General features: G+C 37.1%; 22 protein-coding genes, 1 tRNA gene and 1 pseudogene. 20 read left to right on the top strand and 4 right to left on the bottom strand.

All coding sequences use genetic code 11. The features are described from left to right. The first annotated feature begins 10 nt into the window (after positions 1-10). The 6 genes from SAGCYANO_RS12570 to SAGCYANO_RS12545 all read left to right on the top strand — a co-directional run bounded on the left by SAGCYANO_RS12570 (position 11) and on the right by SAGCYANO_RS12545 (position 4,255). Positions 11-655, top strand: a complete 645-nt coding sequence (locus SAGCYANO_RS12570) for a DUF4186 family protein (protein WP_202220391.1) — start codon at positions 11-13, stop codon at positions 653-655. Then, positions 655-1,653, top strand: a complete 999-nt coding sequence (locus tag SAGCYANO_RS12565) for a hypothetical protein (RefSeq protein ID WP_202220390.1) — start codon at positions 655-657, stop codon at positions 1,651-1,653. Before SAGCYANO_RS12570 ends, SAGCYANO_RS12565 begins: the two co-directional genes overlap by 1 nt. 187 nt (positions 1,654-1,840) lie before the next feature. After that, complete coding sequence (locus SAGCYANO_RS12560; protein WP_202220389.1) at positions 1,841-3,016, top strand: hypothetical protein; 1,176 nt, start codon at positions 1,841-1,843, stop codon at positions 3,014-3,016. A 171-nt stretch (positions 3,017-3,187) separates the two neighbouring features. Beyond that, entirely contained in the window at positions 3,188-3,349 is a 162-nt protein-coding gene (locus SAGCYANO_RS12555) for a hypothetical protein (RefSeq protein ID WP_202220388.1), read from the top strand. After that, entirely contained in the window at positions 3,339-3,887 is a 549-nt protein-coding gene (locus SAGCYANO_RS12550) for an ASCH domain-containing protein (RefSeq protein WP_202220387.1), read from the top strand. Before SAGCYANO_RS12555 ends, SAGCYANO_RS12550 begins: the two co-directional genes overlap by 11 nt. Beyond that, on the top strand, positions 3,884-4,255 hold the full coding sequence (locus tag SAGCYANO_RS12545) for an AAA family ATPase (RefSeq protein WP_237396108.1): 372 nt from the start codon (positions 3,884-3,886) through the stop codon (positions 4,253-4,255). Before SAGCYANO_RS12550 ends, SAGCYANO_RS12545 begins: the two co-directional genes overlap by 4 nt. Positions 4,256-4,951: 696 nt before the next feature. On the opposite strand, the gene SAGCYANO_RS12540 is transcribed toward SAGCYANO_RS12545, so the two are convergent. After that, positions 4,952-5,038: transfer RNA gene (locus SAGCYANO_RS12540), tRNA-Ser, on the bottom strand. A 213-nt stretch (positions 5,039-5,251) separates the two neighbouring features. Between SAGCYANO_RS12540 and SAGCYANO_RS12535 the strand changes: the two genes are divergently transcribed. The 11 genes from SAGCYANO_RS12535 (at position 5,252) to SAGCYANO_RS12490 (ending at position 15,442) form a co-directional block, all read left to right on the top strand. Further along, positions 5,252-5,620: a 2Fe-2S iron-sulfur cluster-binding protein gene (locus SAGCYANO_RS12535; protein WP_202220385.1), complete on the top strand. Its 369-nt coding sequence runs from the start codon at positions 5,252-5,254 to the stop codon at positions 5,618-5,620. Between the two features lie 91 nt (positions 5,621-5,711). Continuing rightward, entirely contained in the window at positions 5,712-6,143 is a 432-nt protein-coding gene (locus SAGCYANO_RS12530) for a thermonuclease family protein (protein ID WP_237396107.1), read from the top strand. Between the two features lie 481 nt (positions 6,144-6,624). Next, positions 6,625-7,452 carry an inositol monophosphatase family protein gene (locus tag SAGCYANO_RS12525; protein ID WP_202220383.1) on the top strand — a complete coding sequence of 276 codons (828 nt, stop codon included), beginning with the start codon at positions 6,625-6,627 and terminating at the stop codon, positions 7,450-7,452. Between the two features lie 262 nt (positions 7,453-7,714). Next, a complete protein-coding gene (locus SAGCYANO_RS12520) occupies positions 7,715-8,635 on the top strand; it encodes a J domain-containing protein (protein ID WP_202220382.1) in 921 nt (306 codons plus the stop codon). 642 nt (positions 8,636-9,277) lie between these two features. Further along, positions 9,278-10,681 (top strand): histidine--tRNA ligase, encoded by a 1,404-nt coding sequence (gene hisS, locus SAGCYANO_RS12515; protein ID WP_202220381.1) that lies wholly within the window; start codon positions 9,278-9,280, stop codon positions 10,679-10,681. Positions 10,682-11,443: 762 nt separating this feature from the next. Continuing rightward, complete coding sequence (locus tag SAGCYANO_RS12510) at positions 11,444-11,920, top strand: SET domain-containing methyltransferase (protein ID WP_202220380.1); 477 nt, start codon at positions 11,444-11,446, stop codon at positions 11,918-11,920. 516 nt (positions 11,921-12,436) lie between these two features. Beyond that, the gene (locus SAGCYANO_RS49200; protein WP_307785875.1) at positions 12,437-13,156 is read left to right on the top strand and encodes an RNA-guided endonuclease TnpB family protein; all 720 of its coding nucleotides are present in this window, start codon (positions 12,437-12,439) and stop codon (positions 13,154-13,156) included. Continuing rightward, positions 13,140-13,676, top strand: a complete 537-nt coding sequence (locus SAGCYANO_RS49195; protein WP_307785874.1) for an RNA-guided endonuclease TnpB family protein — start codon at positions 13,140-13,142, stop codon at positions 13,674-13,676. Before SAGCYANO_RS49200 ends, SAGCYANO_RS49195 begins: the two co-directional genes overlap by 17 nt. Positions 13,677-13,932: 256 nt before the next feature. Beyond that, a complete protein-coding gene (locus tag SAGCYANO_RS12500) occupies positions 13,933-14,502 on the top strand; it encodes a GNAT family N-acetyltransferase (RefSeq protein ID WP_202220379.1) in 570 nt (189 codons plus the stop codon). Between the two features lie 56 nt (positions 14,503-14,558). Further along, positions 14,559-14,714 (top strand): hypothetical protein, encoded by a 156-nt coding sequence (locus SAGCYANO_RS12495; RefSeq protein ID WP_202220378.1) that lies wholly within the window; start codon positions 14,559-14,561, stop codon positions 14,712-14,714. A 539-nt stretch (positions 14,715-15,253) separates the two neighbouring features. Beyond that, positions 15,254-15,442, top strand: a complete 189-nt coding sequence (locus tag SAGCYANO_RS12490; protein ID WP_202220377.1) for a GNAT family N-acetyltransferase — start codon at positions 15,254-15,256, stop codon at positions 15,440-15,442. A 204-nt stretch (positions 15,443-15,646) separates the two neighbouring features. On the opposite strand, the gene SAGCYANO_RS12485 is transcribed toward SAGCYANO_RS12490, so the two are convergent. The 3 genes from SAGCYANO_RS12485 to SAGCYANO_RS12475 all read right to left on the bottom strand — a co-directional run bounded on the left by SAGCYANO_RS12485 (position 15,647) and on the right by SAGCYANO_RS12475 (position 17,942). Next, positions 15,647-16,069: a DUF4359 domain-containing protein gene (locus SAGCYANO_RS12485; RefSeq protein ID WP_202220376.1), complete on the bottom strand. Its 423-nt coding sequence runs from the start codon at positions 16,067-16,069 to the stop codon at positions 15,647-15,649. A gap of 159 nt (positions 16,070-16,228) precedes the next feature. After that, complete coding sequence (locus SAGCYANO_RS12480; protein ID WP_202220375.1) at positions 16,229-17,188, bottom strand: M48 family metalloprotease; 960 nt, start codon at positions 17,186-17,188, stop codon at positions 16,229-16,231. Between the two features lie 280 nt (positions 17,189-17,468). Then, entirely contained in the window at positions 17,469-17,942 is a 474-nt protein-coding gene (locus SAGCYANO_RS12475) for a hypothetical protein (RefSeq protein ID WP_202220374.1), read from the bottom strand. 539 nt (positions 17,943-18,481) lie between these two features. Here SAGCYANO_RS12475 and SAGCYANO_RS12470 point away from each other — a divergent pair. The 3 genes and pseudogenes from SAGCYANO_RS12470 to SAGCYANO_RS12460 all read left to right on the top strand — a co-directional run. Next, positions 18,482-18,919 carry a DUF4079 domain-containing protein gene (locus SAGCYANO_RS12470; protein ID WP_202220373.1) on the top strand — a complete coding sequence of 146 codons (438 nt, stop codon included), beginning with the start codon at positions 18,482-18,484 and terminating at the stop codon, positions 18,917-18,919. 329 nt (positions 18,920-19,248) lie between these two features. Then, complete coding sequence (locus SAGCYANO_RS12465; RefSeq protein WP_202220372.1) at positions 19,249-20,034, top strand: RNA-guided endonuclease TnpB family protein; 786 nt, start codon at positions 19,249-19,251, stop codon at positions 20,032-20,034. Between the two features lie 848 nt (positions 20,035-20,882). After that, positions 20,883-21,210: pseudogene (locus SAGCYANO_RS12460) on the top strand (RNA-guided endonuclease InsQ/TnpB family protein); the annotation flags it as partial. Between the last annotated feature and the right edge of the window lie 67 nt (positions 21,211-21,277).

Here is a 21,277-nt window from a genome sequence, read left to right as displayed (position 1 = left end):
TGAAAAAACTATGACAGACGAATGGAATGCAGAAGAGGAATTAAAACCCCTAGAAATTAAGTGTACTAGCACAGATTGTCAAAACAATTTGCATTGCTTTTTGCAAGATAAAAGAAAGAAAAATGTTAATCAGCCATTTGGTTCATGTCGCGAGTGTGGTGCTGACCTGGTTGATTGGGAAAGAGTTCACAAACGTGATTTGAGTGATGTTCAAAATACTTTTCAAGCTCTCAAGTACGAAAAAATACGCCATCATTATTGGCACCTTGAAATTGACCAGAAAGCTATTAATCATGCTCGTAGAAAAGGAAAAATTAAACTCCGTGAAGCTGTTGTTCAGCGAATTAGTAAATCTGTGGGTTCTGCACAGAATTATAATGAAGGTAGACAAACACCAAAAGAAAACTCAGGAAACTCTATATATTATGCTCAACACGCTACAGCTTGTTGTTGTCGGAAATGTATTGAGTATTGGCATCAAATTCCTCAAGGTCGGGATTTGACTGTAACAGAAATTGAATATTTAACAAATTTGGTCATGCTTTACATTGAAGAAAGATTGCCAAAACTGACAGAAAATGGAGAAAAAGTTCCACGAATTCCAAATAAAAATCCTAGAAGTTCATCTAAAACTAAAGAGGAACAAAAGTTGTAATGCCTATTAATACAGACACTTTATCAACTCACTATCGAACTGCATCAGTCAATCTAGGTGAAAAGAAGTTATTAATAACCAATTTCCATAATACTCAACAAGAGAAAGATTTAAGCGAACCACCTAATTGTGGCGGAGTTGGACGAATTAGACACTTTCGGCGAAATTTAGGAGATTCTTGGATTCCAAATCCCTTACCCATCGATCCAGCTTGCAAAGCATTAGGTTTACCATCAACAGATATGATGCGATCGCAAGTTTTTCAAAATGCTGTTTGTAACTGGCGTTGTTGGTATTGTTATGTTCCTTTTGAGTTGCTCAGTGCAAACCCCCATCATTCAGAATGGTTAAGTCCTAGTATGCTTATCGATCGCTATCTTAGCCAAACAAACCCACCTCCGATAATCGATCTAACTGGTGGCCAGCCAGATATTATTCCTGAATGGGTACCTTGGATGATGGCTGAACTTAGAAGTCGCGGACTAGAAAAACAAATTTATATTTGGTCTGATGATAATCTTAGTAATGATTATTTTTGGCGATTTCTTTCAGACGCAGATATTGAACTTGTTGCTACTTATGAAAACTATGGTCGAGTTTGCTGTTTTAAAGGTTTTAATACTGAGTCATTTGCATTTAATACTCGTGCTGAACCAGAACTATTTGAACAACAATTTAACCTGATGAACAGATTTTTAACACTGGGCATTGATTTATATGCCTATGCTACTTTTACCACACCCTCAAAACAGCAAATAAGAGAAGATGTAAATCGTTTTGTCGATCGCCTGCAAATGCTTGATGAAAACTTACCACTGCGGACAGTTCCACTCAAGATTCAGGAATTTACTCCAGTCAAACAAAGAATCAATATGGCAATAGCTGATGCCTGGCAAAATCAACAAATTGCTATTGAAGCTTGGCAACAAGAGTTAGAATCTCGATTTTCCTCTGAAGAAAGAGCTATGAATATTGCTGATGTTTCATTGGGTACTTAAAAGTTGAAAGGATTTTACTAACCAATAGTTATATCAAATCCGCTGGCTTCGGAGTAATATAATTCTGTCGTCGCTATACAATGGTTAGGGGCGAATGCCATTCGCCCCTACAATATAGACTCTTTATCTTTAAATACTGAATAACACCGATGCTACTGAATTTGATATTATTTATTCATTCTATAAAATGAACTCAATTACAGATATTGAAATACGAGAATTTGAAAAATCTGTTGATTATTGGATATTAAAAACCCTTGCTACAAATATTACTACCTTTGAGCAATTGATAACTTCTTTGCCTAGTGTGTATCCATCAACAGTGCTTAACTCTATACAAAGACTTGTTTCTGATCAGAAAATTTCTAGACAAGTCATGGACAACATCCTGAAAACAGATAACCAAAAAGTGGGAAAAACAATTAGCTTGGCGCACCAAATTTCTTTGCCTGTTCCCCATCCTCTAGACTATGATTGGCGATTTAGTGATGTAGCTACTACAGATTTGTTAAATCAATGTCAAAAACTGACTTCTGATGATAGTAAAGTAGCATTAATCGGAACACCTAGCTTACTGCGAATGGGCATAGAAATTTCTTATCCTAGAGAGTTAATTTTGCTTGAAGCTAGCCAAGCCATAATTTCTAGTCTGGCTCAAATAACTTCCAAGGAACAAGTAGTGCAATGTGATGTAATGAGAGATTCGCTTCCTCAAATTTCTGCCGAAGCAGTTGTCCTCGATCCACCCTGGTATCCAGAATATATCAATTCATTTCTATGGGCAGCGTGTCAAATATGTCAGGTTGGTGGATATATCTTGATTAGTCTGCCTCCTCTGGGAACTAGACCAGGAATGGAGCGAGAATGGAAGGAAACTCTAAACTGGGCTAAACAAATTGGTCTAACTTTGTATCGCTTAGACGAACTTGCCTTATCTTATCAAACCCCAATTTTTGAATTAAATTCCCTAAAAGCTGAAGGAATTTCACAAGTTTCAAAAGAATGGCGACGAAGTAATTTAGCTATATTTCAGCGGACTCATCAAACCTTCGTACCTCGCCCTACAGTTTCCCATCAGCAAGCAAAATGGATTGAAGAATTGCTGGATGGAGTAAGAATTCGCGTTAAGCAGCAAAATGTTACTAAATTTTTAGAGCCATCTTTAAAATCCATTCTACCTGGTGATGTACTTCAATCGGTAAGTCGCCGAGATCGGCATCGTCCATTAGCAGACGTTTGGACTTCAGGAAATCGCATTTTTGCTTGCCAAGGTTGCGGTATATTATTATTGACATACTCCCGACGTTGCCCTTACGGGAAAAATAGGGATTCTTCAGTCTGGGAAACCCTGACCGCTGTTTAGACAGAGGTGATGTCCTCCCCCTGTTTTGATATTGATAATAACAAAATGCTCCTAGCTTGTCAAGGGCATATGAACGTTTAGCTTATGAAGGTATCCGAATCTAGGCCCTGGCTTTTCCCATACGACGCTCCCCTGAGCGAGAGCGCGGGACTTCCCGAAGGGAAGTTAATTTTGCAGGCTTTGAGAAAAAATCAATCTACTCATCAAGCTGTTGAATCTGCTTTAAAGCGTTCCTTAAATAATTGGGAAACTAAGCAAGTTTCTGACACCACTCATCAGATTATTGAACTGATAGAAGTGGAACAAAAGGAGAATTTAATCTTTGAAGGATAAAGGAAAAATAAATAATTCCCTTAACTTATTGGTTGATGACCTACGGTTAGCCTTAAAGGGCGATGCTTTTTGGGAAAATTATCTGGAACAGTTAAATAAACCTTGTTTAGAGCCATTTGCTCTTCATTTAGCTGTCTTAGTTGAGCCATATCTCCAGTTTATACTGGATGGTCAGAAAACTGTGGAATCAAGATTTGCTACTCGACGCTTTGCTCCTTATCAGCGCGTCCAAAAAGGTGACATTGTACTGCTCAAGCGTTCGAGTGGAGCAATTGTTGGCATTTGTCAGGTTGCTTACGTTTGGTTCTATGAACTGGACCCTGAATCTTGGCAAACAATCAAAGAAAAATTTACAGCCGCTATCTGCGCTCAAGATAACAAGTTTTGGGAAGATAGAGAAAAAGCTTCCTATGCTACTTTAATGCGAATTCAAAATGTTAAGCCTATTTCTCCGGTAAAGTTTGTTAAACGCGATCGCCGGGGTTGGGTTGTATTACATGAAAATATAGGTCAATTGGAGCTTGATTTATGGAAATGAAACCAATAGTCCTTGGTTTTGCTGGTAAAATTGCTAGCGGAAAGTCAACTCTTTCCAAAGAAATTTCTCAACATTTAGGTTGGCAGTATATCAGTTTTGGTGATTATGTTTGTACTGTTGCTAGAAGTCGAAACCTTGAAGAATCAAGAGAAGTATTACAAAATTTGGGTGCTTCTCTGATCGATCAAGGAATAGAAAAGTTTTGTCAATCAGTATTAGCACAAGTAAATTGGAAACCATTACAGCCATTAGTAATAGATGGTATTCGTCATGTCGAAGTTCTGAAAACTCTCCGGAGAATTATTAGTCCTTTAGAATTTCGCTTAGTTTTTATATGTATTGATGAAAAATTCGTAATGCTCGTTTAAATGAAAGAAATATAATTCATTATCAAAATTATCAAGATATTGAAGCTCATTCTACTGAGGTACAGGTACAAAATTTGCTACCTACAATAGCTGACTTAACTGTTGATGGTACGAAAAAAACTGAAGAATTAGTTCAAGAAATTGTAAGTTGGATGCAAAAATCTCAACAATAAGGATATTGCCACGGTAGAATTAAAAGTTACTGGTTTTCTTCTCTTTTCACCATTACATTAATCAGCTTGAACAGTAGTAATATCATGTCCGGTTGAATACTTATAAATAGAAGTAGGCAACAGGCAACAGGCAACAGGCAACAGGGAAGAAAATTTTTGAAAAAAGACACAAAAAATGATCGTATCCACTCAATATGATGGGGTAGGCAATTATAATAGCTGCCAAGACCAACAATCGCGATCAAGTGTATTGGGTCAATTACAAAAAGAATAATAAAGAATGAGGAAAGGAAAGTTTTTTATCACTAATTAAACGGACATGATATAATCTGATACATTAATCAGCTTTAACAGTAGTAATCTGATTGTTAAGCGATCGCGCAAAGCCCCAAAGTATGTTATACCAATTTTAAAAAAGGGCATTGCTGAAATAAGGCATGAAATTCATCCTTGGTAAATACTTTGTTACACCATTAAACCAGAGCCTAACTTTGGCTAAATCACAGAAACCCATTTTATAGAACGGAGAGGGGGGGATTCGAACCCCCGTATAAGTCACCCCATAACAGCATTTCCAGTGCTGCGCCTTAAACCACTCGGCCACCTCTCCAAAAAGCAAAACTATTAAATTTTATGTTTGCTCACAATTCCACAATTGTAGCAGAATAATTCTAAATTTTGCAAGTCTTTCTGGCAAAAAATTTTATCTTGGATATTGGGCCTAGATAACATAAGATAAGTATTAAATCATGTTTTAGTTTATTAATTAAAACTTAATTTCTAAATCGCCAGCAATAACTATAAATTATATTCTCAAATTATTATGGCCCGTAATCACCAAATTCGCATACACGATCGCCAAAAAGATACATATCATACAGTCCGGGTTCCTGAAGACCGCTACATCCTCCACAGTGCCGAAAACCAAGGAGTAGATTTACCATTTTCCTGTCGTAATGGTGCTTGTACTACTTGTGCAGTGAGAGTTATATCTGGCCAACTCTATCAACCAGAAGCAATGGGACTATCATTAGAACTTCAAAAACAGGGTTATGCTCTTCTGTGTGTCAGCTATGCTCGTTCTGACCTACTTGTAGAGACACAAGATGAAGATGAAGTATACGAACTCCAATTTGGCCGCTATTTTGGCAAAGGAAAGGTAAAAGCGGGATTGCCATTGGATGAAGACTAAAATCATTTATCTACTTATAGTCTGGATATTTTTCACTGGCTGTCAAAATTCAAATCCCCGTTCGGGCAAAATAATTAGGGTAGAAAGGGTAGTGAGTGGACAAACCATTGAGATAACTGACCGTTCTGCTGCTGTACCTATACTAGAACCCATTCGCTTGATTGGTATTCAGGCACCAGATATCAGACAAAAACCTTGGGGACAAGAAGCTAGAACCCAACTAGAAAAGTTAACCTTGGGGCAAGAAGTTTTACTAGAGTTTGATGTCCAGAAAAAAGATAAATTCGATCGCCAACTAGCTTATATTTGGCTGAATGGAAAACTAATTAATGAATATATGGCAGAAGAAGGTTTGGCCTTGGCAGAACCATATTTTCCTAACAATAAGTATACAGAACGTCTTGCTAATGCCCAAGAAAAAGCTAGACTGATGGGACGAGGTATCTGGAATCCAGAACGTCCAATGCGTCAAACTCCCGCACAATTTCGTCGTGAAAATCTTAAAAATAGGTTAAACAATTAATAATTAATAATTAATAATTACCTCTCCTTGAAAGCGGATAGGATTAACGCTTAAAGAAAATTTTTTCTTGTTTCTCCTTTAAAGGAAAGGCTTTAAACCTTAATTATTTAATTATTCGGTAAGAGGTTATCTGAGAAGTCCCATTTGCTACATCCAAGCCCCCGCGCATCCCCCAAAGTTGGGGGACTAGAGCAAGCAAATTGACTCTTGTTCCCCCAAAGTTGGGGGCTAGGGGGCAAAATTCAGTATCAAAAGCTTTTCAGATATCCTCTAAGGAAGTCAGAAGTCAGTAGGGTGATTTCCTACGGAATACTTCCCTACGGGATGCTACGCAAACGTAAACGCGTTTGCGTTTGCGCAGCATTCCGCAAGGAAAGCATTCCGTTAGGAAATCACCCGTACAGAAGTCAGAAGTTATTATTGTCATGGAGATTTTGAACAACCCTCCAATTCCTATTAATTATGTAAGTTAATTATTTTTATGAGTGCAGAACAATTACAAGTTTTCTTAGATATTGCCACTGAAGCTGCTCTTGCTGGTGGTGCAGAGTTGATGTCTTATTGGGGTAATCTTCAAGATATTCAAGAAAAGGGCAGTCCTGGAAATTTGGTGACTGAAGCTGACAAAGCTGCTGAAAAGGCGATCGTCAAGGTTTTACAGCGACATCTACCAGACCATGGCATTCTAGCGGAAGAGTCGGGAGAGTTGGGAGATACAACAAGTAGATATCTATGGGCAATAGACCCTTTGGATGGTACTACTAATTTTGCCCACCAATATCCTTTTTCAGCATCCTCGGTAGGATTATTAATTGATGGGGTACCACAGGTGGGGGCGGTATTTAATCCGATTTTGGATGAACTGTTTCGTGCTGCTAAAGGTTTGGGGGCAACTCGTAACCGCAAACCAATTAGTGTTTCTCAGACTACTACTTTAGAAAGAAGTTTGACGATAACGGGTTTTGCTTACGACCGACGGGAGACTACTGACAATAATTACAAAGAATTTTGTCAAATATGTTATCTAGCTCAAGGGGTACGACGTTCTGGTTGTGCTTCTCTGGATTTGTCTTCTATTGCTTGTGGTCGTGCAGATGGTTATTGGGAAAGAGGTTTATCGCCTTGGGATATCGCTGCAGGTGTAGTGGTGTTGGAAGAAGCGGGGGGTAAAGTTACGGCTTATAATGGTAGTCCTTTTGATATGAGTTCGGGTAAGATTTTAGCTACTAATGGCAAAATTCACGATTTAATGAGCAAAGCGTTGATTGAAACTCCGCCTTTGTCTCATTGGTCTACGGTTAGAATTTAGAATTTAGAATTTAGAATTTAGAATTACCTCTTCATTATAAATTAAGAGGATTGGATCAAAGGATTTTTTTTCTTCTATTAGTCGATTAGATATGGTGCAGGTTTCTTCCCCATCCCACCCTACGGGAAGCTACGCTTTTCATGTCGCGTAGCGAAACGACCACTTTTTTCTCCATGAATGGAGAGACTTTATACCTGAATTTTTCGGTAAATAAAGATTAAGTTTAGATTCAATGCAATTTTGTTAAGGAAAAGTTGTTATTATGTCTTTTAAATTTGAACAAGGATTATTCCAATTTGATTTCACAGACCATCATGCAATTTTAGGGGTTTCTCTAGATGCAGAATTTGGTGAGATTCGTAAACGGTATATGCGAGTGGCGCGTCGTTTGCACCCCGATACTTCATCCTTTGAAAGTGAAACTGATAAAGAATTTGCTAATCAGTTGTTATCTAAGTTGGTGAGTCCTGCTTATAATAAATTTTCTAAGGAAGGCGATCGCGCTGAACTGTTTGTCGTTCTCAAAAATCTTAGTAATACTGTTTCTCAAAAGCGCAGTCAAATTAAGTTTAATACTGATGCAGCAAAAAAAATTGCTAAGGCAGGAGATTACCAAAACGTATATAAGGAAGCTCTCAAGGAATTAAGCGATCGCGAATATGAATCTCTTGAAAAAACTTTAGATATAATCGGAGAAATTAGTGAATTGAATTTAGCTTATTTGCTGCGCAAAACTGGTTCTGGAGTTGTTAAACCCCCACCTCCACCTACTCCGAAACCTCCTAGTGATTCTGTCAAACCCACAACTATAAAACCCACAACTAAAAATCCTTTGGTAGAGCAAGCTTGTAGTAGGGCTAAAACATTAATATCTAATAAAAATTATGTTAAGGCAATTTCAGAGTTAAAAGGAGCTTTGAAGTTTGACCAAAATGATAGTCTTTGTCATGCTTTATTAGGTTTTTGTTACTTCCAGCAAAAGCAAGGCAAAATGGCAAATTTTGAAGTTAAAAGAGCTCTTTCATTAAATCCTCAAGAACCCAAAGCATTGGAGGTAAAAAAATTATTAGAACAAGCTGCAACTGGCAAAAAGAAACCAGGTAAATCAAAAGATCAAAAAGAAACTAAACCTGATAAAAGCGGTGGTTTATTTGGGGGGATTTTTGGTGGAAAGAAAAAGTAATTCAAGAATTTAGAATTTAGAATTTAGAATTTAGAATTTAGAATTTAGAATTTAGAATTTAGAATTTAGAATTACCTCTTTTATAAATTAATGAGAATTGGTTAAAAGGATTTTTTTCTTCATCTTGCTCTCATGGATATGGCGAGGAGACCTGCTCTTATCAGAGCCGCTCCGCAGTCCACCATCTCACCCTTCGGGAAGCTGCGCTTTTCATGTCGCGTAGCGAAACGACAGCTTTTTTCTCCATGAATGGAGAGGCTTTATACCTGAATTTTTCGGTAAGAATTTCCTCCGGAATGCTGCGCAAACAGCGGTCAGCTATCAGCTATCAGCTTCCAAATAACCCTTTTAATAATTATTAGCCAGTAGCTTGTTAATTATTTATATTTTTACCGATAAATTGTGGTCTAAAGCCTCCCCTTTTAAAAAGAGAATTCCGTATTTTCTTGCCTCCTTATTGCAGAGGTACTGATAACTGATAACTCAATACGGTCAGTTAAGACGAAAATTCCTATGATATGGAACTATTAGATAGGCTTTGCAAACTACAAAACTGCCAAAAAAATCCTTAACTAAACCGTATTGACTGATAACTGATAACTGATAACTGATAACTCCCCTACTCTGAATATGAGGTAAAAAATGGCAAAAATAGATAAAATTAATTATAGTTGTCCTAGTGGTTTTCCAGAATTTCTCCCTGGTGAAAAACGATTAGAATCTTATTTAATGGATACAATTCGTCAGGTGTTTGAACGCTACGGATTTACACCTATTGAAACTCCAGCAGTTGAACGTTTAGAAGTTTTACAAGCAAAAGGAAATCAAGGAGATAATATTGTTTATGGTTTATTTCCAATTCTACCTCCAAATCGTCAAGCGGAAAAGGAAAAGGCTGGAGATAGTGGCTCAGAAGAAAGGGCGTTAAAGTTCGACCAAACTGTTCCTTTAGCTGCTTATATTGCTCGGCATTTGAATGATTTAAATTTCCCTTTTGCTCGTTATCAAATGGATGTTGTTTTCCGAGGAGAACGGGCAAAAGATGGTCGTTTTCGCCAGTTTAGACAATGTGATATTGATGTTGTGGGGCGAGGTAAATTAAGTCTATTATATGATGCGCAAATTCCGGCGATTATTGCTGAAATATTTGAAGCGATTAATATTGGAGATTTTCTCATCAGAATTAATAACCGCAAAGTTTTAACTGGTTTTTTTGCATCTGTGGGAGTAGCAGCAGAGAATATTGTTTCTTGTATTAGAATTGTTGATACTGCGGAAAAAGTGGGAGAAGCTAAGGTTAAAAAAGCTTTGTCTGAAATTAGTTTGTCTGAATCTCAAGTGGAAAAAGTTTGGGATTTTACTAAAATCAAAGGTACGGTTGATGATGTTTTGGATAAGCTGAAAAGTATGGCAGAAACTTTGGATAATTCTGAGGTTTTAACTCAGGGAATTTCTGAATTAGAAACAGTAATTTCTGGGGTGCGAAATTTGGGTGTTTCAGACCAACGTTTCTGTATCGATCTATCAATAGCTAGGGGATTAGATTATTATACAGGCACAGTTTATGAAACTACTTTAATCGGACATGAAGCTTTAGGAAGTATTTGTTCTGGGGGTAGATATGAAGAATTAGTGGGAATGTTTATTGGGGAAAAAATGCCGGGAGTTGGTATTTCTATTGGTTTAACTAGATTAATGAGTCGTTTGTTAAAGGCGGGTATTTTAGAATCTTTTGCTCCTACTCCAGCAACAGTTATGGTTGTGAATATGCAAGAAGATTTAATGGCAACTTATTTGGATGTTTCTCAACAGTTGCGCCGAAGTGGGATGAATGTAATAACCAGTTTTGATAGTCGTGGAGTTGGAAAACAATTACAACAAGCAGATAAGCAAAAAATTCCTTTTTGTATAATTATTGGTTCTGAGGAAGCAGCAGCTAATATGTGTAGTTTAAAAGATCTACGAACTGGCGAACAAATGAAAGTGCCAATAGCAGGTTTAGCAGGTGTATTAAAACAAAGATTGATTCAAGAATTTAGAATTTAGAATTTAGAATTTAGAATTACCTCTTCTTATAAATTAAGAGGATTAGTTAAAAGGATTTTTTTTCTTCTCTTGGTCGATTGGATATGGCGAGGAGACCTCGCCATCCCTCGACCGCTTTTTTATCCATGAATGGAGAATAAGCATTTCCTCCGGAATGCTGCACAAACAGCCGTCAGCCAGCCTCCTATGGTCGGAACTGCGGACTTCAGCTATCAGCTATTGCTTTTAGTTTAGGATAAAAGCTTTATTAACTGTCTTACTACAAAAGTTGCCTCCCTTGCTCTTAAAGTCAGTTGTTAATTTAAACACTGTCCTTTACAGCGCTTTTCAGATTGATGAACCACATCTTCATAACCAAAACCCTGTAGGGGCGATTTCCTACCGAATGCTCCGCAAACGCGAATCGCCCCTACTGTGGTCTACTGAAATGAAAACCGCTGTAAGGACATAGCCTTGTTGCTGATAGCTGACAGCTAATAGCTGAATGCTTACAATGGAGAGGCTTTATACCTGAAATTTTCGGTAATTTTTAAAGTAATTAGTTAGTAGTCAGGTATCAGCAATTCGCTTTTTTATCTGGATCTTAATAGACATCTGAATAAGATTAATAAACCTTTTCATAAAAGTTTGTAGAGTTATTAGACGGAACAGCAAGCACTTAATTTTTAAGGAGACTATTGATATGACTACAAACAATTTTTTGCTATGGGAAAAAAGTGGTATAATGTCAAAGATTTAGTTCTCAAACCAGAATAGAAATTTATGCTAGTAAGTGAAAAAATCACAAAAATTGGGTCAATTGCTGAAATTAGGGAGAGTCAGACTACTGGTTACAAATCTTTATATGCCACCGTTGAATTTAAGCCTGGACAAGTTATAAGTACTTTTGGTGGTAAAGAAATTCTCGATCGCCCCAACTATTTAACTGTCCAAATTAGCGACCATCAGCATATTATGCTCGACCCAGAATTTTTGCAATATATCAATCATAGTTGCAGTCCTAATGTTTTTTTCGATACTCAAAAAATGGTAGTAATTGCTCTACGAAATATCGAAATGGGAGAAGAGTTTACATTCTTTTATCCATCAACAGAATGGTCTATGGATCGAGGTTTTGATTGTTTTTGTCAAAGCGAAAATTGTCTGGAATATATTCAAGGAGCTGCTCATTTACCCCTAGATGTGTTGAAACAATATAAACTCTCCCAGTACATCGAAAATAGGTTAAAAGTTGAGTAAAAAAATACTACAAGTTTCCTAAAGAAAAAGACCTCGAAGGTTTTTGCAGATACTGTTAAAGTTATTAACAGTATTTTCTTACCAAATTAACACGGGAGCATGAAAGTCATCGTCTTTGAAGCGATAGATGAAATGCAACTCGATGTATTTTAATCAATCCTATCTTTTCTTTTAATTAAGACTATTATAGTCTGAGGGAGCAGTTTTAACCTATTGCGCAGTATCCTTTTAGAATCCCCGTGAATTTATCGCGGGGAAAAGTCAATAAATCTTATTAAATATGGCACCACAAGAATTGGGAGCGGACATTTTTCAATCCTAAAACCCTTTTACAGTTTGCTATTCCTTGTTCTCTATTCCCTATTCCCGATTCAAGTACCGCTATAGCTACAAAATAAAATGGCTACTAAAAATTTACCGAAAATTTGGGGTATGCGCCTCGCCCTTCTAGGGCGACTTTTTAGTTGATTTTATTTCTATAAATATGTTATCATACTGTTAGTTTAAATAGGAATTATGAAAGCTAGATTTAAGTATCGCATATATCCAACACCGGGACAAAAACACCGATTAGCCAAGCTATTTGGTTGTGTTAGAGTTGTGTGGAATGATAGTCTAGCTTGCTGCCAACAAAAGTATAAATCAGGAGAAAAGAAACCCACTAATTCAGAACTACAAAAACAGTTTATAACTCAATCGAAAAATACTGAAGACAGAGAATGGTTATCAGAAGTTTCTGCTATACCATTGCAGCAATCTTTGAATGATTTAAACCGTAGGGGCAAACGGCCGTTTGCCCCTACAAATTTTTTCAGATCGACTAAAGGTGAGAGAAAAGGCAGACCTATTAAACCTCCTAAATTTAAAAGCAGAAAGTCAAAGCAAACTGCTCGGTTTACAAAGGGAGGGTTTAAAGTTGGTCAACATAAAATCTATTTAGCCAAGATTGGAAAGCTGAAAATTGTATGGTCAAGAGATTTACCTGCTGCTCCATCATCAGTAACAGTAATCAAAGACGTAGGGGCGAACGGCCGTTCGCCCCTACATAGATACTTCTTAAGTTTTGTAGTAGAAATACAACCAGAAATCTTACCTAAAACTGATAATTCAGTAGGTATAGATTTAGGTATCAAAACCTTTGCTACATTTAGTGACGGTACAAAGGTTGATGCTCCTAAACCACTTAAGAAACGAATTAAGAAATTAAGAAAGGTAAAGTTTGTCATTATCTCATAAAACTAAAGGCTCTAAAAGGTATGAAAAAGCACGGATTAGATTAGCTAAATTCTATGGCAAACTGAAAGATACAAGAACAGACTTTCTACATAAATTATCCACTGAAATAATTCGTGAAAACCAAACAATTGTTTTAGAGGACTTGAATGTTTCTGGTATGGTAAAAAACCGTAAATTATCCAGAGCAATTTCTGATTTAGGTTGGAGACAATTCCGGACATTCTTAGAAGGGAAAGCAGAAAAATATGGTCGTGATTTTAGAGTAATTAATCGTTGGAAGCCTACTTCTCAAATTTGCTCAAATTGTGGCTTTAAAGGTGGGAAGCTAGACCTGAAGGTGCGAGAATGGGAGTGTCTAAACTGTGGTGCAAAACATGATAGAGACGAGAATGCAGCGATAAATATATTAGTCGCGGGCGGGCAGTCCGAGACAAAAAACGGACGTGGAGGCAAGTGTAAGACTACCGCAAAAGTAGCAGCAGCCTGTGAGGCGTCAACCCGCCGAGGGGATTCCTACTGAGCCATAACTCCTCGGCGGGTTGACGCTTTGCTTCGCATAGCTGTCGCTAACACAGGGTGCTGCTTCCTTGGCGGTAGTCTAACGCTTCCCTCCACGTCCGTTTAGAGTTTCCGAGTGCCCCCCGGCAACTAATAGCACTATAGCATATATTCAATTGACTTAACATAAAAATAAAAAGTCGCCCTACAAGGGCGAGGCTTTAAACCCAATTTTTCGGTAATTTTTTGAATTTTGTTAGGTTGACATTATAAATACTATGTTAGAAATCAGATTAGCTCGGACTCCTGAAGAAAGAGAAGAAATTTTCAAATTGCGCTATCAAATCTATGTAGAAGAACTAGGATGGTTGGAAAATTGTCCAAACTATGAACCAAACCACGAACAAAAGAAATTAGAAGACCCATTGGACTTATCTGCTAATCTATTTATGGCTCTCGATCGCCATCAATTGGTTGGTACTATTAGATGCAATTATACTAAAGACTTAGATTTGGAAAATTTAGATTTAGACTACTATATAAAACTCTATCAAATGGAAAAAGTAGGAGATATAAATACCTTATATACATCAATTACTGGGAGATTTATGGTTCAAAGTAATTTTAGAGGAAAAGGTATAGGGTTGAAAATAATGGAAGCATTATACAAACAGCAGTTACTAGATGGAATCAAATTTGATTTTGTAGATGCTGAAGCATACTTGGTTCCTTTTTTTGAAAAACTAGGTTATCAAACTATTAGTAAAATTGATTATCAAATGTATGAAAGTAGTGTGCTGATGGTGTTAAACCTGCTTAATTTAAAACATTTAGAGAAAGTTAAATAACCTTTTCAATCTTTGTATAGAAACTTGTTAGAATCTCAGAAAGAATATCTCTAATTATGTTAGAAATCAGATTAGCCCGGACTCCTGAAGAAAGAGAAGAAATTTTCAAATTGCGCTATCAAATCTATGTAGAAGAACTAGGATGGTTGGAAAATTGTCCAAACTATGAACCCAACCACAAGCAAAAAAAAGTAGAAGATCCATTAGACTGATCTGCTAATTTATTTGTAGCTTTTAATAATCATGAATTAGTTGGTACTGCTCGATGCAATTATGCTAAAAATTTATATTCAGACTATTATCCAAAGCTTTATAAAATTAGTGAAACAGTAGGAGATGCACATCCCTTATCTACATCAATTGGTGGGAGATTTATGCTTAAAAGTTATCTGAGAGGAACCCTAATAGGTTTGAGAATAATGCAAGCATACTATAAACAATTGTTGTTAGATGGAATCAAATTTTATTTTATAGATGCTGAAATATACTTGGTTCCTTTTTTGAAAAACTAGGTTATCAAACTATTGGTAAAATTGATTATTCAATTTATGAAAGTAGCACGGTAATGTTATTAGACATACTAAATATTGAACATTTAGAGAAAGTTAAATCACCTTTTAAATCTTTGTATATAAATTTGTTAGAATCTAAGAAAGAATATCTCTAATTATGTTAGAAATAAGATTAGCTAGGACTCCTGGATAAAGAGAATAAATTTTCAAATTGCGCTATCAAAAATCTATGTAGAAGAATGAGGTTATTTAACCGGAGTAGTTTTAGAGGAAAAAGTATAGGTTTGAGAATAATGGAAACATTATATAAACAACAGTTGCTAGATGGAATTAAATTTGATTTTGTAGATGCTGAAATATACTTGATTCCTTTTTTTGAAAAGTTAGGTTATAAAACTATTGATACATCTAATATCATGTTCGGATAATCAGTTATAAATAAAATTTCAGAACTGACAATACCGAATAAATACTGAAATTATCTTGATTTTTCTCCTTTCTTCCCTCCTGACTCCTGACTCCTGAGGACTCGCTAAGTTATTTATAAGTATTCAACCGAACATGATATAAAGAATATAGAGACGTTAAATAAAACGCCTCTACAAAGATTACTGAATTAGCATGAATTGTAATTAATTTTGCTCGATTTTCTGTGGTGGAAATGTCAGAAAATTTCCCACTGCTCCAATAGTCTGATATCTATTACCTTGAAACTCAGTTGTATAAAGACTAAATAATATTAAATTCTGACGTTGAGTGGCATTATCCATTAATTCCTTAATAGTGCTTCTTTGACTCTTAATCAACTTTTCACAACTTTGAACTAAATCTCCTGTAAAATCACTCAAAAAGTCTGGAACTTTTGACTCTTTACAAACAGATTCTCTAATCTCAGTTGCCAGTTTATTAGAAGCATAATTAACATACTCACTTCTAGGAGGATTAGTAAATCCCATGACTGTCGCTGTTACTGTCAGAGCGATCGCTCCTGCTTTACTCAGACCCCAAAATAGAGGTGCTTTGCTATAACCGTTCTTACTTTTATCTTGTAACATAATTATAAATACCTGATTATTTTGTATAGTTTTTAGATACAGAAAATAGTAGACTAATATTTCTCACAAATGGAAAAAATATTTGTACATATTTCATACTATTAACTACATCTAGGTACAAGCTAATTTCCGGATAAATTTAAGGAGTAGAGTATATTTTTAATTCCCCTTAATTCGATTAATTTCCTCTTGCAGTTCCTTAATTTGACGGCGCAACTGTTCAGATTCATTTTTTGGGGACTCTACTTCAACCTCAACAGCACCCTCAGCACCAGCTCTTTTGTAGTTACCAGCACGAATTTGACGATATTCCGAAGAATTTGCCCAATTTTGTAAATACTGTAGCCTTTCCACAGGGAAAGGATGACTCAACATTACACCCTGACCACCATTATAAAGTAAGAATTTATACATTTGATTTAGGCCATCTTGGTCTAGGTCTTGATAATGATCGGACTGACGAATAAACTCTTGTAAACTACACTCATTGGCATACTTACTACTTACCCCAGCCAACTTCATCATAGTTTGCATGACTAAATTTAGGTCATCCATCACTAATAGAGCTGCCCGGTCTGCTGATAACTCAGCTTTGCGTCGCCACTCATAGAAAGCATAAATCAATCCACTACTAACTACATTACCTAAACCAAATGTTACTTCCCCAATCATAGAAGCTATACCCATTGCCCAAATTGCCATCTGGTTTAAAGTTGGGTGGCCACACTTAATATGTCCTAATTCGTGAGCTAGTACAGTCTTTAATTCTGCCTCATTTAATAAGTCTAAAAGACCAGTATTTAGGACAATTAAAGGTTGTTCTTTGCCTAGAGAATAGCTATTTACTTGAGGATTTTGAGATACAAATAAAGTAGGTTCGGGGAGTATATCTAAATCTCTAACGCATCCCCGAAATATCTGATAGATACTAGCATATTGACGAGGCCCAACTTGAATACTATTTCCCATTAAATAAACATATTGTGGGCGTTCATAAACAAATTCTACAAATTTGCTGGCAATTAAGTCAAACCCAGGCACACTGCGTAAAGCATTTTCTGCTTCCCGGTCTAAGGGATGGCGAAAAGCTTCACTAGAAATTCCAGTATAGGTAGGCATGATAAAATTTTTGGTGTTGCTGAATTAGTGTATGATATTAATTTTAATACTTTAGGAGTCAGGATTCAGGAGAGGAGTAGGGGAGTAGGGGAGTAGGGGAGTAGGGGAGTAGGGGAGTAAGGGAGTGTGAGAAGTGTGGAGAGTTCAAAATTTTCTACCTTAATACTGTGACAATTTCCCACAAACAAACAGCACAAAGCCTGCTGAAGTTATTGTCAGTTGAGCTACTCTGAGCGAATAAATATTTTTTGGTGATGATCAGACTGCCTTTGAAACCAGACTAGATGAAAATTTGTTTGCTGGATTGCCTTGCAGTGGCTGGATTCGATTTAGTATCTATAAATTGCACACAATCAAAAGTATTAATCCACAGATGAGCGCCACAACTTGCTGGTTTGTAAGGTCGATAGACTATTTGGCAAGGACCTGAAATATATAACTCATAACCATAATAGTTATGACCGCCGTGCTTAACTGACACTACAGCTTCCAATTCTGTTGGAGGCTTAGTTTTATTACTTTGAATTTTGTTTTGATTGACATGAATCATTTTTGGTGTAGTAGTTTCTCTCTTGCGCCACATACCTTTCGGACCCCGCCGAGCCGGGATTATTACAGGCATTCCACTTTCTGATACTGGTATTTCCCAGAATCTGCCTTTTTTCTGTGCTCCTTTAACTCTTCCTTGAGCTAATAAAACTAATAAACGTTGACGAGACATACCTAATAAAAAAGACGCTTCTCTAGTACCCATAATTTTTTCCCTTAACTGTTGGACAATAGTTAGATGTCCAAAAATAGAACAACATTAAATGAAATTATCTAAATATTTTTTTTGCTAATTTTAGCTATGTTAGTGTTAATTATTCTTACTTTTTACTTCTCCCCCACTCCCTACTCCCCTACTTCACCTCCTGGGAGGGGAGGGGCTAGGGGTGGGTCCCCTGCTCAATAAAGCGTAGAAAAGTTTTTGAGAAATAGTCTAATTTATTAGACATCTGTTCAATAATGGATAATTGATAATTGATAATTGATAATTACCTCTCTAAAAGGAAGAGGATTGAATAAAAGGAAAAAATTTATTCTCTTGGTCGATTAGATATGGCGAGGGGACCTCGCCATCTCTCGACCGCTTTTTTCCCCTTGAAAAGGGAGGCTTTAAACCTGAATTATTGAATTATTGAATTATTAATTATTCGGTAAAAATCAAAAATAAAATCAATTATTATCTATAAATTATCAATTGCTCCTCCCTGTTCCCTCTTTTCTGGACTAACATTACAATCAATATACATGAATTTACCTTCTTTTATCTGGCTATGGAAAATAGCAGCTTGGTCTATGGGTCTTTCCCTATTTGCCTATTCATTATTAGCAGTAACTGGCGGTTGGATGTTTTTTGCTCGCCATAACAAACAAAAACGTCCTCAATGGTTACGACCTTTTCATTATATTATTGGTGGTATAATGGTATTTTTAGTAATTTTGTTACTGGCAATTGGTTTGGTGGGGACTATTGGTTATTATGGTGACTTGGGTCATTCCGCTCATTTACCCGCAGGTTTAACTGTTGTGACATTGGTGTTAGTTTCCGCGTGGAGTGCGACTCAAATTAATCCTAAACAACCTTGGGCGCGATCGCTCCATATCACGACTAATATTATTCTGTTGTTTAGTTTCGCAACAGTATCTTTGACAGGTTGGAGTGTTGTGCAAAAGTATTTGCCTTGAAGCAAAGAACAAGATAGAAATTATAACATACGAAACTCGATCTTAAAAAAATTGGTAAATCCACTGATGCAGAACTAATCAAAAAAAGTTTATGTTGAAATCAAACACACATTTTTCTTGACCCAAACATTAGTGGGTTTCTAGCAATGAGCAAAAACGTATCTGAAAGCCTTCCATATATATCCATAGGTGCAACAACTGGCGCAACCTTTTCTACTACAGTCGGCAATATTGGATTAATAGGTAGTTTTGGAGCATTGACTTAATCAGAGAATAACGATATAATACGCTAATAAGTATACTTTTAGACAGGCTGCACTCACTCAGGAATGAAATCCATTAGAACAAAGCTGAAACTTAATAATAAACAGAAAACTCTGATGGCTCAACACGCAGGCTATTCACGCTGGTGTTATAACTGGGGTTTAAGTCTGTGGAATGCTGCTTACAGAGATGGTTATAAGCCAAATTACCGTAAGCTTAGAGAGGTTTTTACCAATCACACAAAACCCCTCTACCCCTGGATGAAAAACTTATCGTCTAAAGTTTATCAATATGCTTTTATTAACTTGGGTGAAGCATTTAAAAGGTTTTTTCAAGGATTGGGTAAATATCCAAGATTTAAAAAGAAAGGTAGGTCTGATTCATTCACAATAGATAATTGTGGAAAACCAATAGAACTAAACGGATGGAGTCACAAATTACCTTTTATTGGTATTGTAAAAACTTCTGAACCAATTGAAGCTACAACTCAAAAAATAACTATTAGCAGACAAGCAGGTGATTGGTATTTGAGCTGTAGCTATGAATTTCATTCTCACACTACACCCAAAAAAACTGATGTAGTAGGTGTAGACTTAGGTATGAAAACCTTAGCTACACTAAGTGATGGAAAAGTATTTGAAAGTGTCAGAGCCTATCAGAAATTTGAAGCCAAGTTGTCTAGGCTGCAATACCTAAATCGTCATAAACAGGTGGGCTCTGCTAATTGGAGAAAAGCACAACTTAAGATAGCTAGGTTGCTAAGAAAAGTAGCAAACATTCGTCAAGACGCACTTCATAAACTGACAACATACTTAGCCAAAGTGCGACTCGTTCCTGTTAGGAGCCTCTAGAAACTAGAGGGGTATGAACAGGGTTCAAAGAGCAATTAAGCTCAATGAATAACTGAGTCACGGATGTGGGTGAAAGTCCCACCTGCCAAGGGAAGGCAGACTCCCGACCTGGCCACACCGAGCTAGACCTTTCCACTAGCAGAGTGAAGCTGGCAACAGGCCCCAACCAGAGCGTATAGTGGTAGGCACACTGGGGGTAATGGGGAGACGGCATGGGTACCGGGGCGGAATGTCCTGAAAAAGCGCCTCAAAGTACGGCAAGAACCACCTCTTATCTCTTGACCGCACACGAGGAAATCCCGCGTAATATTTTGGCATTAGACGCATCCCTGGGAATCGTGTAGGCGAATTGGACAGCCCTAAACCGTCAAAATAATCTGTAACTCGGAACGAGGAAAAACGGCAAGTGAGTCTGACTAAAATAGGTTATTTAGTTAGTAGGAGGGAAGCTCGGAATTCTCACTTGACGGGTAGGATGGGGAACAGAATTGCCCCCGGCAGTCGAGAAACGGTAGTTGGATAGGTGATGATGCTTAGACACCTAGAGTGAAGCTCGCTGAAACTATGCGTACAGGGCAGAAGCTTTTAACCTGTAATTGCCTTGCTCGTTAGTCGAATGCAAAGCGACCCGGAAGCAGAAGCTCCAAGGCGGTAGGATTAGACACTCCTTGAAAACAATAGTGGAAGATTAGGAATCACTGGACTCTGACCAAGTTTAGTCTTAATCAAAGGATTTTGTATCTCACATGATACGTTGCCATAGACTGCTAGGAGCCTTGTGCGGTGAAAGTCGCACGCAGGGTTTTGAAGTAGAGGTGCGGGCGGTAATACGCCACATCGACTATAACAACCACGGCAGTATTGTCATAGAAGATTTAAACGTCAGAGGAATGTTAGCCGGGCCAAAGCTAGCTAAATCAATAGCCGACCAAGGATTTTCTGAATTTCGCAGACAGCTTAAATACAAGTGCCAATGGTACGGAAGTGAATTAGTAGTAGTAGATAGATTCTTTCCATCATCAAAGACTTGTTCTAATTGTGGTCATGTTCAAGACATGCCCTTGCATCTGAGAACTTATGACTGCCCCGACTGTGGCTTGTCAATCTTATTGAGATTTAAATGCAAGTATAAATTTAAGAAATGCGGTCGGCTCGACCGTGAATGCCTGTGCATGAATGCCTGTGGATGAGTAACCGCCGACGGCCTCACTTGTTTGCGCAGCATTCCGCAGGAAAGCAGGAA

Source organism: Okeania sp. KiyG1, from assembly GCF_014132355.1.
GTDB lineage: Bacteria > Cyanobacteriota > Cyanobacteriia > Cyanobacteriales > Microcoleaceae > Okeania.
Note: the sequence above shows the minus strand (reverse complement) of the source record. Positions and strands in the feature narration are given on the sequence as shown.